Genomic DNA, 11889 nt, shown 5'->3' with positions numbered 1-11889 from the left:
AATGTCACTTATCACGAGTGAAGTCATGCTCGGCAACGAAACCCTGCGCCGCCGCGTATGCGGGGCGATCCGCAAAACCGCGATCGGCAAGGAGGGCGAGTTCGCGCGCCTCGGGTTCACTGACCCGGAAACTATCGTGCAGCCGTTCATGCTGGAGCTTGCAGCGAACAATGAGGCGAAGTCGAAGGCGTGTGCTGAGTGCGGCGGCGGGTCGAACATTCCCGACGACACGATCGAGTGGGTTGTTGGTAGCTCGTGGGAGAAGATCGAAACCGCACGCGAACAAACCGCATAACCGCCCACAGAAACCCAGCCCCCTTGTGGGGCTTTTTTCATGCCCTGAAGGAGGCAACCGTGAACACTGAAGAACTGCCAGACATTCCCGAAGGTGTCGAAGTCTCGGACTCGGCAGGTTCGGAGACGCCCGACGTTGAGACCCCTGAACCTGTCGATTATTCGGACGTGGAGGTGGACGCATGAGCGCCCGGAAAGTCCTCGCTATCGCCGCCGGCGAAGTCGGTTATTCTCGCTGGAATGATCCGAAGCGCGGCACGAAGTATGCCCGCGAGACTCAGCCTGTCCTGTGGCCTAACGAGAAGTGGCTACTCGCGAACGGAATATCTTACTGCGACATTTTCGTGACGTGGGTTTTCTGGAAGGCCGGATGCCTGAATATCCTCCCCGGCAGGCAGTCGTATAACGTGAATTATCGCGCGTCGCACGGCGGGCACGTGTCGAAGTCGCAGGCCCAGCCGGGTGACGTGCTCGTGTTCGATTGGAACATGGCGACGAAGCGCGCGAACCACGTCGGCATCCTCGAAAAGGTACTCACGTCCGGGAACTTCCAATGCATTGAAGGAAACACGTCCACGGGCTCGAAGGGTTCGCAGTCGAACGGCGGCAGGGTCGCGCGGCGTGTCCGCAGGCCCTCGCAGGTGCGTTACGTGATCCGCCCGAACTGGAAGGCGGCCCCGGCTCCGGCGGCGTCGAAGGGCACCGCGAAGCCCGTCGCTAAGCCCGCACCAAGTAGCCCGAAGCGTGAGCGCCTCGTCGAAGACGGTCGCTTCGGTTGGAGGTCCGTCGCAGTCCTCCAAGACCGCCTCGGCGTGAAGGTGGACGGGAAGGGCGGGCGCGATACCGTGAATGCCCTTTACGCCTACTTCGGTTTGAAGTGGCGCGACGGGAAATTCTCGCGGCAGCGTGATTTCAACTACCGGTACATGCGGGGCATCAATAAGGCGAACGTCGAGTTCACCCGCTCTGGATACTCGCCGCTCGTGAAGTGCATTCAAACGTACATCGGGGCGAACGCCGATGGTGTTTGGGGTGAAGCCACCTCGCGGAAATTCCAGCAGTTCCTCAACCATTGGGGGGTCGCGTTCACCCGCGCCGACCGCGACGTCGCTTTGAAGCGTGTGAAGGGTGTCAGATGATTTATACCGGCAACGCGACCGTGACGCGCCGCGTTCGAGCTTCCCGTGAAGTGAGGTAGCCATGCGACTATTCAAACGGGCAAGCGCATGGACGCGCGCCGACCCCATCGGTGCATACCTCGTCCTCGTAGGCATCGGGTATATGGCTATCGGGTTCTCGTGGGCGCTATTCCCCTCACACACCCGACAGGCGGGTATCGCGTGGGCACCGTTCATCACGCAAAGTGTCGTGGCCGTGTTGTGGGCGCTCGGCGGGTCCATGTCGCTATTCACCGGCCTAGTCGCGAAAGCCCACCGCAAATGGGGATTCGTGGGGTTGCAGGGCGTGTCACTGTTCCTCACCCTCATGTTCATCGTTTCTACCATTCTGGGCATGATCCCGTTCGGGCCGCCCGGTCGCGCTGAGTCTGTCATCACCGCGATCTCGTATGCGACGTTTTGGGCGAGTGCATGGACGGTGGCCCAGATACCGGTCACGCCAACCAAGGGGGAGTGAGAGTGTGTCTCTTGGCGAACTCGGTCAACTCCTCGGCGGCGGCGGTTTTCTTGGCGTCATCAGCCTCCTGACGTGGTACACCACGAACCGGGGAACGAAGAAAGCAAACGAAACAGACAACCTGAAAGCAGCCTCGGACGCGTGGCGTGAACTCGGCGACGACCTTCGCGAAGAGGTATCAGAGCTAAAAGACGACGTCGAGGCACTGCGCGACGATAACCAGCGACTGCGCGACGAGAACGCCCGCGTGCGCGGGGTGCTCGCAGACATGCGCCGGTGGCTCGCCGAGTTCGCCGCATGGGAGGCCCACGGGGCGAAACCACCCCCGCCCTACACGTGGCAGCAGCTCGAAGCACGGCTCGAGACCATCACTATCACGGGAGAGAAACAATGATCGGAACTAAAGCCTGGGCGCTCGGAGCGCTCGAGAGACCTTGGAGGCAAGCGCCGTGAACATCTGGACCGCAACATTCTGGAAAGCCACCGCTGAACGCGTAATCGGTACAGCCGCGGCTGCCTTCATCGCCGCTATCGGTGACGCGGTGCTGTTCGGTGACGTGACCTGGGAGCGAGTAGGCAGTTACGTTCTCCTCGCGTCAATCGTTACGGTTGCGAAAGCGCTCATCGCTGGCACCGGCGGTGACGGCCCCGGTTTCGGTGGAGCTGAAACGCTTGACGGGAACCCACGAAACACACACCGCGCTGACATAGACTAACCACGTAGGAGCCTACGGGTTCCCGCCCGCCTTGACCTCCGCCTCGCGCGGGGGTCTCGTGCATTCCCCCCCACCTAGCCCTCGCGGGCCGGGTGGGGTCTTTTTTCATGCCCGAAAACTACGGTTCAACCGGCGAATAATGCACCGCGACATTGATACCAGCGTCGTGCAGCTCGCGCGCGATCTGAGCAACCGCAGCAGTATGCACCGAATGTGGCACGGTCACGCCCGCGCGGGCCGCTGACGCCGCATCAACTGCCCTAAAAGCGGGCAATGCAAGCGGTTTCGCGGAAGTGTTCAAAAAGTGTTCAACCCGCCATAAGTGGGACGCTAGGGGCGAACCACCGCACTCAGGACAGAGCGTAAAACACCAGGTCAGAAGCGTAATCGCTAAAGCGCCCCCAGCAGGACTCGAACCTGCAACCTACGGATTAGAAGGCCGTTGCTCTATCCATTGAGCTATGGAGGCATGCCGCGTGGGCGGATCCAGTGTACCGGGATAGGGCTCCGGAGCCGAATGCGCGGCGGCTCGCGCTCCACAATGCAGTGCCCTCCACGTACATGTATGAGGCTCTTTTCGAGGACGCGAGCGAGCGGCATGCTCGTGGGTGAGCGCCGCACCAGGCGGCGACCGATCCCAGGGGGAACTTCAATGAACGCAATCGTCACAACCATCCAGGGCAACGCGACCGCGGATGCCACAATCTTCAAGTTTGATGGTGGCGGCTGCCGCACGTCCGTTACCGTCGCCGTCAATGATCGGTACTACGACGTGCAGGCGAAGGAATGGAAGGAACGCAAGCCGGAATACGTGCGCGTGCAGGTGCGACGCGAATCGCTTGCGAACAACGTTGTGCTATCGGTGAAGCGTGGCCAGCCACTCCTGTGCACGGGCCGCCTCGTGACACAGACGTGGGAGGACCGTGACGGCAACACTCGCACGGAGCTTCTCATGCACGCCGATCACGTCGCGATCGACCTCACCTACGGAACCGCGCAGTACGCGAAAAGTGCGCCGTCGTGGGTGGATGAGAACACCGGTGAGGTTCGCACCACTTCACCCGATGCCGAAGATGAGGCTGCAGAGGCCGGGGAGAATGAAACGGTGCATGCTCGACTGGAGAGCCATGCAGGCGTTGAGGGGGAACTCAGTGAGAGCGATCTCGAGGCGCTCACCGAGGTGGAGGAACCCAGCTACGCCTGAACGTGGAGTGGAGCGTCGGCTTCCGCACGTGCGCTTATGCGGGGGTGCGGGGTCCGACGCTTGCTCGTTTCGCGCGTTTACTCGGTTTGCGCTGCGGCGCGAGCATTCGGTGAGTCAATGCCGAGGCTCGCGCAGAGTGCCGCGACGAGTTCGGGGATCAGGTCGCGGCCAACGCGGAGATCCTCGCCTTCACGTGCGACCGCGCTGAACGTTTCGCCCGTGTTCAAGGCGCCCGCGGCGACGAACACGGGTGCGGGACCTGCGCCGGGCGCGCCATCGATCGCGCCGCGGATGCGGGCTTGAATGTAGCCGCCCGCGCAGCCTTCGGGCCAGAGCGCGTGTTCGAGCTCGTCGGCGACATCGCCATGCTGTGTGCCGGTCTCGATGCTCGTGAGATGGTGGGGGTCGCCGCTGGCGAGGTCGAGCGTCTCTTGCGGGAGAAGGCGAGAAAGCTCGGGGCGTTCCTCGAGAAGGGCTTCGGTGCTGAAGAGGGCGAAGCGCGCGATGTGTTCGGGTCCCGGGGAATCCTGTTCGCGCGTGTGGCGAACGAGCTCGAGTACCGCGGCCGCGAGGGCCCCTTCGGTTTCGCTCAAGTTGAGGTCTCGCGTTTCTGAATGCACAGCGCTTGCTCCTTACTGGGACAATAGTGGCACTTGCCTCTAGGCGGGGTGAGTACTCCTCCCACGATAGTTCCCCACGATGTGAGCCGAGGTCGCCGTTGAGTTTTACGAATCCCTTTGCCGGTGCTGCCCAGCCAGGTCCAAGGCCCGCGGGCTCGGCGAGTAAGAAGAACGCGAAGAAAGTTTCGCCGCTCACGATCACACTCGTCGTGATCGTTGCGCTGATCGTGGCGTTTGCATGGTTCGCCGAGGTTGCGACGAGCTACATGTGGTTCGACCAGCTCGGCTTCAACGACTTCCTCGTGAAGAAGTGGGTGACGGAGGGGATCTTGTTCCTCGTGGGGCTCGTGGCTGTTGCCGCCCCGATTTTCGTATGCCTGTGGGTGAGCCACAAGTACAGGCCGCAGATCGTGCCCGTCACCCGTGAAGACATCGCGATCGCGGGGTTCCGCGACGCGGTCGAGCCGCTTCGCAAGATCATCACTATCGCTGCCCCGGTAATTCTCGGGATTTTTGGTGGACTGACCCTGACTCGGCAGTGGCAAGAGATCCTGCTCATGCTCAACCAGGAGCCGTTTGGGAAAACCGATCCGATCTTCCATAAAGACATCGCGTTTTATGTGTTCACCCTTCCCGTGGTCGAGACGGCGCTCGGGCTCGTCAATTTCGTGATTCTCGCGAGCGCGTTCGCCGCCGTTCTCGGGCACTTCATCTACGGCGGCATCGAGTGGGATCAGAAAAAGGGCCTCAAACTTACTCGCGCAGCGCGCACGCACGTGGGCATCATCGCGATGGCGTACATGCTTGTGCTTGCGGCCCAGCACTGGTTCGAACGGTATGCGGCCCTCACTGCCTCGCACGAGAAGTTTGATGGCGCCGCCTACACCGACGTTCACGCGCTGATCCCGGGGAAAACGATTCTCGCGATTTCGGCGATTATCGTCGCACTCCTTCTGCTCGCGTGGATCCTCAAGGGCAACTGGAAACTTCCCGCTGCCGCGGCGGGCCTCATCGTGCTTTCGACAGTCGCGGTGGGCATGGTCTACCCCTACCTCATTCAGACGTTCAAGGTGGAGCCGAACGAGCGCAATCTCGAAAAGCCGTTCATCGAAGAGAACATGGCTGCCACGCGCGCGGCGTATGGGCTCGAAGACGTCAACGAGATTTCCTATCGCGCAAAGTCGACGGCAACGTCGGGTCAGCTGCGCGAGGATGCCGCGACGACGGCGCAGATCCGCCTTCTCGACCCCGCGGTGGTGTCGCCAACATTCGGCCAGCGCGAGGCGAACCGACGCTACTGGGGGTTCGAAGAGACACTGAGCGTGGACCGCTACGACATCGACGGGCAAAAACAAGACACCGTGATCGGCGTGCGCGAGCTACGGCCCGACAAGCTCGAGCTCTCCTCGCAGTCGTGGGTGAATCAGCACGTCGTGTACACCCACGGATTCGGCGTTGCTGCGGCCTACGGTAACCAGCGGCGCCCCGATGGCGAGCCCGCCTTCTATCAGTCCGGTGTTCCCGGCTCGGGCAAGCTCGGCGACTTCCAAGAGCGCGTGTACTTCGGGCGTCATTCGCCGAGCTATTCGATCGTCGGTGCCCCCGAAGGCGCCGATCCCCAGGAGTTCGACTACCAGTCCGGAACAGATGGCGATGATCAGGGCAGCCAGGTTTCGAACACCTATACCGGTAACGGTGGCCCGAGTGTCGGCAACTTCTTTAACCGAATGCTGTTTGCCATTAAGTTCCGCGAGTTCAACATCTTGATTTCGAGCTACGTGAACGAAAAGTCGCAGATCCTCTACGATCGCGACCCGCAGCAGCGCGTGAAAACGGTTGCGCCGTTCCTGTCGCTCGACACCGAGATGTACCCGGCAGTCGTGGACGGCAAGCTCAAGTGGGTCATCGATGCCTACACGACGAGCGATCGCTACCCGTACGCACAGGCCACTAATTTCGACGCTGTCGTGACCGACTCGAAGGTTAACGGCGCCGATACGGCCGGTCTTCGTGAGCGGCGCGTGAACTACATGCGTAATTCGGTGAAGGCCACCGTCGACGCCTTCGATGGCAGCGTGACCCTGTATGCCTGGGATACGGAAGATCCCATCCTCAAGGCGTGGGAGAAGTCCTTCCCGGAGTCCGTCAAGCCCTCGAGCGACATCTCCGGTGAACTCATGAGCCACCTTCGCTACCCGGCAGATTACTTCAAGGTGCAGCGCTCGATTCTCGGTAAGTACCACATCGACAAAGCCGAGGATTTTTACGTGGGCCAGGACTTCTGGCAGACCACCCCGGACCCCACCCAGGCGCGCGATAGCGAGAGTGGCTCGGCGCCGCTTCAAGCCCCGCACTACCTCACGATGCAGATGCCCGACGAGAGCGCGCCACAGTTCACGCTCTCCTCGAGCTATATCCCCGAATCCGGCCAGGATGTTCTCACGGGCCTGCTCGCTGTCAATTCCGAGACGGGGACGAAGGCGGGCAATCCCGCGAAGGACTACGGCAAGCTCACGCTCCTCGTGCTCCCGAGCTCGAATCCGGTGAGTGCCCCGCGCCAGGTGCAGAATACGTTCAACTCCAACCCGCAGGTCTCGAATGAGCTGAACCTTTTGCGGCAAGGCAACTCGAAGGTCATCAACGGCAACCTGCTTACGCTCCCCGTTGGCGGCGGTCTCCTGTATGTCCAACCGGTGTACGTCATGAGCTCGAGTGCAGGTGGTGGCACCTCGTATCCGCTGCTGCGCAAGGTGCTCGTGAGTTTCGGTGACAAGGTGGGCTACGCTGACACGCTCGACGAGGCGCTCGATGCCGTCTTTGGCGGCGATTCGGGCGCGAGTGCAGGCGACGCCGAGGTCCCCACGACGGGCGAGGCTAAAGCCGTCGAAGACGCGGTCTCGGATCCGGCTAAGGGCGGCAACGACGGAAAACCGTCACCATCGCCAAGCCCCGAGCCGAGCCCCAGCCCGAGCGATGCCCCGGCACCACCGGCGCCGGCTGAAGGTTCGGGCGACCCGAAGGCAGATCTTGACGCTGCGCTCAAGGATCTTGATGCCGCTTGGAAAGACGCCGAGTCTGCGCGTGCTCAGGGTGATTGGGCGAAGTACGGCGAGGCACAGAAGCGTCTGAAGCATGCCATTGAGCGCGCCGATGCGGCAAACGCCCAGCTCTCTAATGGCGGGAATTAGAGAGGAAACGGGAGTGTAAACGGGGCGTGAACGTGAACTACGGAACGTTTACGCGCTCAAAACTAGACTCCGCGGTGGAGGCCTACTAAGTTAGAGATCACCGACGCGGGGTGGAGCAGTTCGGTAGCTCGCCGGGCTCATAACCCGGAGGTCGTAGGTTCAAATCCTGCCCCCGCTACCAGTAGAGGCCCTCGCCAGCATTGACTGGCGAGGGCCTCTTTTTATGCCGATCTCTTTACGGAGAGCAGAACGGCGCCACCGCGCGCCGAGCGGCGGCTCGACCCCGAGGTTTCCAATGTTCGCGGGGACTGGCGGACTCCGGGAACTATCCGGGCTCGCGATGCGCGTGGGCGTGAGGGTTCGTGAATTGCAGGGGAGTACACTCGTGGGCGGCGAGGCGCGTGCGGACCATGTTATTTAGCTGTGCAGGTTCGTGCGAGTACTCGCTTTCCAATACTTTCGACGAAGGAAGAATCGTGTCGCCGCTTCTTGAAACCCGTCCTATTCGCCGCCGCACCGCTCTCGCCGGGCTTTCAGCTGGTGCCGTCGCCGGCCTCGCTGCCTGCTCGAATGCAGGGGATGGAAAGAGCGGCGGTAAGGCCTCTGGCAAGGGTGGCGTGCAGTCACCGAGTACGAGTCCCGAACCGTCGGCCGAGTGGACGAGCGCAGATGCCTCGCTCCTCGAAACGGTTGACGTCACGCTCAACCCCGAAGCCGAAGGCAAGACCGTCACGACCCCGCGCTTTCCGAAGGCACGCAATTTGACCCAGGCGACCGAGGTCGTCCGCAACCGTCTGCTGCGCGAGGCGCACTGGGGCGACATCGAGAAGGTCGAGATCAAGGCTACGATTCTCGCCGCCGCTCAGGACGTCGTGGGCGTCGCGGTTGTGGGGAGCCTCGGCGACGAGACGGATGTGCCCTGCTCGATCTGGTACGACGCACGAAAGAAGCAGTCGTTTGCCCCAGCCGCGCTTATCGAGGCCGCGAAGTGGGGCGAGTTTGCGAAAGCCGTCCACGATGCCGCAGGCAAGGCCAAGGTTGATGCCTCGGCCGTCGATAAAGCTCTCATTGACAAGAGTGCCCCGTACGGCAATGGCCCGGCGATGGCATTCAATCCCGAGGGCAAACTCGTGCTCGCGTTCCGTACGGGAGCGGCCGGTGAGGCCCCGGCACGGCTCGTCGTCGACGCGGAACCGTTCCTTTCTGATCTCGGAAAGCTCGCGAAGGACGCGAGCGCAAAGCCCGCGAAATTCACGGGTGAGCCGAGCGAAGAACTCGAACACTTCACGCCTAAGCGCCATGTTGCGAAGCCGATCGACTCGCCGAACCGGCCGTCGGACGGTTCCGAAGCGGCGAGCCCCGCGGCATCGGATGGTGGGCAGTCCGACGGCGCCGAAGCTGAAGGCGCCTCGACTGAGGTACCGACGCCCACTCCCGGTGGGGCGGTGCGCCCGACCACCGCTATCGGCTACGACGTGTTCCTCGAGCACTGCGTCGCTCTGACCTACGATGACGGCCCCGGTGCCCGTACTCCCGAGCTCCTTGACGTCTACAAGAAAGCGAAAGCGGCAACGACGTTCTTCGAAATGGGCAACAGCATCAAAGAGCACCGCAAGACGACTCTCATGGTCGCGGCAGCGGGCTTTGAGCTAGGCAACCACTCCGTGACCCACCCCGACCTCAAGCGCAAGTCGCGCGAGCGCGTGGAGAAGGAAGTCAACGAGAACTCTGATCTTCTCGCGGAGACCACGGGCTTCGAGCCGCTTCTGTTCCGCCCGCCGTATGGCAGCCACAACGAAACCGTGGATGAGATTGTTGCCGCTCGCGGCATGGCGATCGTGCAGTGGGACGTCGACACTCTCGACTGGAAAACGAAAGACACGGCAAAAACGATCGCGGCAGCCGTCGAGGGTGCAAACGCCTACGCCGAGCCGATCGCTCTCATGCACGATATTCACGATTCAACCGTGGACGCGGCAGAGCAGATCCTCAGCCAGATCACTGACGCCGGCTACATCCCCGTGACAGTCAGCGAGCTGACGCTGAACACGGGAGGTCTCGAGGCCGGACACGCCTACTGCTCCGGCACCGGCAAGAAGCAGAACGGCTTCAACTGTAAGGGCTGACCCTACGAGCCTTTGCGTGAGCGCCCGAGTGGCTGGTCAAGCACGTCGACTGAGAGGAACGCGCGGCGGAACTCTCGCTTGTTGAGCGTGACCCAGGCACCCGGGCGCCACGGATTACGCAGCACGATCTCGCCGGTATTAGGCTTCGCACCCACAACCGCCATGACGTGCATCGGCGGAATAGCTCCCGACTGCCGCTTGCGTGACAGCGCGGGGGAGAACATGTGGGTGGAGGCGACGATGGGCCGCCTCTTGGCGAGAAGGTCTTCAACCTCGCCGGGGGAGGGAAGCGTGAGACGCGTCGAGGCGCGCACGCCGCTAAGCGCGGGAAACCCCCATTTCGCAAAGCCCCGCGCAATCCACGCGTATGATCCCGCGAACTCCGCTGCGCACGCCTTCTCGAGAATTCCGGGCCAGCCGGGGCCGCCCCCTTCTTCTGTCGCGTAGGCGAAGTGGCCACGTTCGGTGGCAGGAAAACGCATATTTACGCTGCGCCACGCCGGGGCACCTTCCACGAACACACGCGCGAGGGCTTTGGGTGACCCAGGCTGAACCTTGATGGCGTTCGCAAAAAACTCGGGATCGAGCGCGTGAATTGCGAGCATCGGCGCCATGAGCCAGCAATCGCCCAGGGCACCCTGGCGCGGCCGCCGCGAGAAACTCAGGACGCCGCTCCAAGCCTCGTAGTGATCAGCGTGCGGCCCCAGCGGCGGCTCCCCACTCTCGCGTGCATGCGGCGGGAAGAGTGCGGTCAGCGTGTGGCGAATCAAGCGTCGGACCCCTTTCGCAGTTAATAAAACCCGGGCACGAGCGCAAAACGCACGTGCCCGGGCCTCTCAGGCGATCATCCCGCCTAACGGAGAAATCAGTGCTTCTCGGCCTTCACGAGCTTCTGGCCCGTGCGCTCGAGAACGCCAGCGAACCATTCCTGGTCCACGTCAAAAGCCTTGTGACCGGCGATGCGCTCGAACTCGATCGCGCGAAGCTGGTCGCCCTTTTCTTCGTCGTGGCCGATCACGCCGGTGCCGCCCTCAAGGGCGACCTGCACGGCGAGGTCGGTCATCGACTTGATGAGGCGCAGGTCATCAGCGTTAGCTTTCGCAGAGCGAGCGAAGTAACCGGACTTTTGCACCATGACCTTCTCGGCACCGAGGCGCTCCGCGAACTGCTTCGCGAACCACTGGCCGGGGTTGATCTTGTCGAGCTTCACGTGGCCGAACGGATCGCGCTCGACCTCCTCGCCCTTGGCTTCGAGCTCGGCGATGATCTCGGGGATACCGGCACCCTCCGAGAGGAAGATATTGACGCAACCGACCTCGTCCATAACCTTCTTGAGGCGCCCCGCCTCACCCTCGATATCGAGAGCAAGCTCGGGCAGGAACACGGCGTGGACATCCCACCGACGCTCATCGTGACCGATCGACGGCAGCCACTGCTGCTTCGAATGCCAATCCTGGTAGTAGCGTGCGGCCTCCGCCGTGAGGTAGCCGCATGCGCGGCCCATAATCTCGTGGATGATGAGCATGCGCGGGTTCGAGCCGTTCTCCGCAATAATGTTCTGCGCGAAGAGGGAGGTCTGCTCCGCGGCGGTGCGAGCACCGAGCGACTGGCGGATCGGAACGATGTCGTTGTCGATCGTCTTCGGCAGACCCACGACCTGGAGCGGGTAGTTGTTGTCGGCGAGGTACTTCGCGAGGTCGGCGGCAGTCGTGTTCGTGTCATCGCCACCGATCGTGTGGAGCACGTCAACGCCGTCAGCCTTGAGCTTGTTCGCAGCGACCTCGAGAGCGTTCTCGCCCTCCTTGATGAGGCCGCGCTCGACGAGGTTCTTCGTGTTTGTGAGCTTCACGCGCGAGTTGCCAATGGGCGATCCGCCGTAGTTGTGCAGGAGGTGCGCGTTCTTGCGGGCCTCATCGTCGATGACGATCTTTTCGCCGGAGAGCAGACCCCAGTAGCCGTGCTTGTAGGCGATGATCTCGATCTCGGGGTTCAGCTCGTTATAGCGCTCGATCAGGCCGCCGACGGCGGACGAGAGGCACGGGGCGTAACCGCCCGCGGTCAGGAGAGCAACGCGCTTGACGCTCATGAGGGTCCTTCCCAGGTGGT

General features: G+C 62.4%; 12 protein-coding genes and 2 tRNA genes. 10 read left to right on the top strand and 4 right to left on the bottom strand.

Annotated elements, in window-relative coordinates; genetic code table 11:
- The first annotated feature begins 1 nt into the window (after position 1).
- The 6 genes from HMPREF1484_RS09655 (at position 2) to HMPREF1484_RS09635 (ending at position 2645) form a co-directional block, all read left to right on the top strand.
- Entirely contained in the window at positions 2-295 is a 294-nt protein-coding gene (locus tag HMPREF1484_RS09655; RefSeq protein ID WP_016664855.1) for a hypothetical protein, read from the top strand.
- A gap of 59 nt (positions 296-354) precedes the next feature.
- Positions 355-480 (top strand): hypothetical protein, encoded by a 126-nt coding sequence (locus HMPREF1484_RS11900; RefSeq protein ID WP_016664854.1) that lies wholly within the window; start codon positions 355-357, stop codon positions 478-480.
- Positions 477-1433 carry a CHAP domain-containing protein gene (locus HMPREF1484_RS09650; RefSeq protein ID WP_016664853.1) on the top strand — a complete coding sequence of 319 codons (957 nt, stop codon included), beginning with the start codon at positions 477-479 and terminating at the stop codon, positions 1431-1433. Before HMPREF1484_RS11900 ends, HMPREF1484_RS09650 begins: the two co-directional genes overlap by 4 nt.
- Before the next feature lie 61 nt (positions 1434-1494).
- A complete protein-coding gene (locus HMPREF1484_RS09645) occupies positions 1495-1929 on the top strand; it encodes a hypothetical protein (RefSeq protein ID WP_016664852.1) in 435 nt (144 codons plus the stop codon).
- Between the two features lie 4 nt (positions 1930-1933).
- Positions 1934-2323 (top strand): hypothetical protein, encoded by a 390-nt coding sequence (locus tag HMPREF1484_RS09640; RefSeq protein ID WP_016664851.1) that lies wholly within the window; start codon positions 1934-1936, stop codon positions 2321-2323.
- 55 nt (positions 2324-2378) lie between these two features.
- On the top strand, positions 2379-2645 hold the full coding sequence (locus HMPREF1484_RS09635; protein WP_016664850.1) for a holin: 267 nt from the start codon (positions 2379-2381) through the stop codon (positions 2643-2645).
- Positions 2646-3041: 396 nt separating this feature from the next.
- Here HMPREF1484_RS09635 and HMPREF1484_RS09630 read toward each other — a convergent pair.
- Positions 3042-3114, bottom strand: a tRNA-Arg gene (locus tag HMPREF1484_RS09630).
- A gap of 183 nt (positions 3115-3297) precedes the next feature.
- Between HMPREF1484_RS09630 and HMPREF1484_RS09625 the strand changes: the two genes are divergently transcribed.
- A complete protein-coding gene (locus HMPREF1484_RS09625; protein WP_016664849.1) occupies positions 3298-3849 on the top strand; it encodes a single-stranded DNA-binding protein in 552 nt (183 codons plus the stop codon).
- A gap of 77 nt (positions 3850-3926) precedes the next feature.
- On the opposite strand, the gene HMPREF1484_RS09620 is transcribed toward HMPREF1484_RS09625, so the two are convergent.
- Positions 3927-4469 (bottom strand): hypothetical protein, encoded by a 543-nt coding sequence (locus HMPREF1484_RS09620; protein WP_016664848.1) that lies wholly within the window; start codon positions 4467-4469, stop codon positions 3927-3929.
- Positions 4470-4567: 98 nt separating this feature from the next.
- On the opposite strand from HMPREF1484_RS09620, the gene HMPREF1484_RS09615 reads away from it, so the two are divergent.
- The 3 genes from HMPREF1484_RS09615 to HMPREF1484_RS09605 all read left to right on the top strand — a co-directional run bounded on the left by HMPREF1484_RS09615 (position 4568) and on the right by HMPREF1484_RS09605 (position 9783).
- Positions 4568-7657, top strand: coding sequence for a UPF0182 family protein (locus tag HMPREF1484_RS09615; RefSeq protein WP_016664847.1), 3090 nt, complete (start codon positions 4568-4570; stop codon positions 7655-7657).
- Positions 7658-7761: 104 nt separating this feature from the next.
- A tRNA-Met gene (locus tag HMPREF1484_RS09610) sits at positions 7762-7838 on the top strand.
- Positions 7839-8133: 295 nt separating this feature from the next.
- Positions 8134-9783 carry a polysaccharide deacetylase family protein gene (locus tag HMPREF1484_RS09605; RefSeq protein ID WP_016664846.1) on the top strand — a complete coding sequence of 550 codons (1650 nt, stop codon included), beginning with the start codon at positions 8134-8136 and terminating at the stop codon, positions 9781-9783.
- Between the two features lie 2 nt (positions 9784-9785).
- On the opposite strand, the gene HMPREF1484_RS09600 is transcribed toward HMPREF1484_RS09605, so the two are convergent.
- A complete protein-coding gene (locus tag HMPREF1484_RS09600; protein ID WP_016664845.1) occupies positions 9786-10553 on the bottom strand; it encodes a C2 family cysteine protease in 768 nt (255 codons plus the stop codon).
- A 95-nt stretch (positions 10554-10648) separates the two neighbouring features.
- Positions 10649-11869 (bottom strand): pyrophosphate--fructose-6-phosphate 1-phosphotransferase, encoded by a 1221-nt coding sequence (locus HMPREF1484_RS09595; protein ID WP_016664844.1) that lies wholly within the window; start codon positions 11867-11869, stop codon positions 10649-10651.
- Positions 11870-11889: the final 20 nt, after the last annotated feature.

Origin of the sequence: Dermabacter sp. HFH0086 (genome assembly GCF_000413375.1) — a bacterium.
GTDB lineage: Bacteria > Actinomycetota > Actinomycetes > Actinomycetales > Dermabacteraceae > Dermabacter > Dermabacter hominis.
The sequence above is the reverse complement of the archived record's forward strand: the minus strand, read 5'-3'. Positions and strand labels throughout refer to the sequence as shown.

Excerpts from the sequence above, each read along its gene's own strand:
- HMPREF1484_RS09655 (WP_016664855.1), top strand. The coding sequence starts at position 2 with ATGTCACTTATCACGAGTGAAGTCATGCTCGGCAACGAAACCCTGCGC.
- HMPREF1484_RS09650 (WP_016664853.1), top strand. The coding sequence starts at position 477 with ATGAGCGCCCGGAAAGTCCTCGCTATCGCCGCCGGCGAAGTCGGTTAT.
- HMPREF1484_RS09645 (WP_016664852.1), top strand. The coding sequence starts at position 1,495 with ATGCGACTATTCAAACGGGCAAGCGCATGGACGCGCGCCGACCCCATC.
- HMPREF1484_RS09625 (WP_016664849.1), top strand. The coding sequence starts at position 3,298 with ATGAACGCAATCGTCACAACCATCCAGGGCAACGCGACCGCGGATGCC.
- HMPREF1484_RS09595 (WP_016664844.1), bottom strand. The coding sequence starts at position 11,869 with ATGAGCGTCAAGCGCGTTGCTCTCCTGACCGCGGGCGGTTACGCCCCG.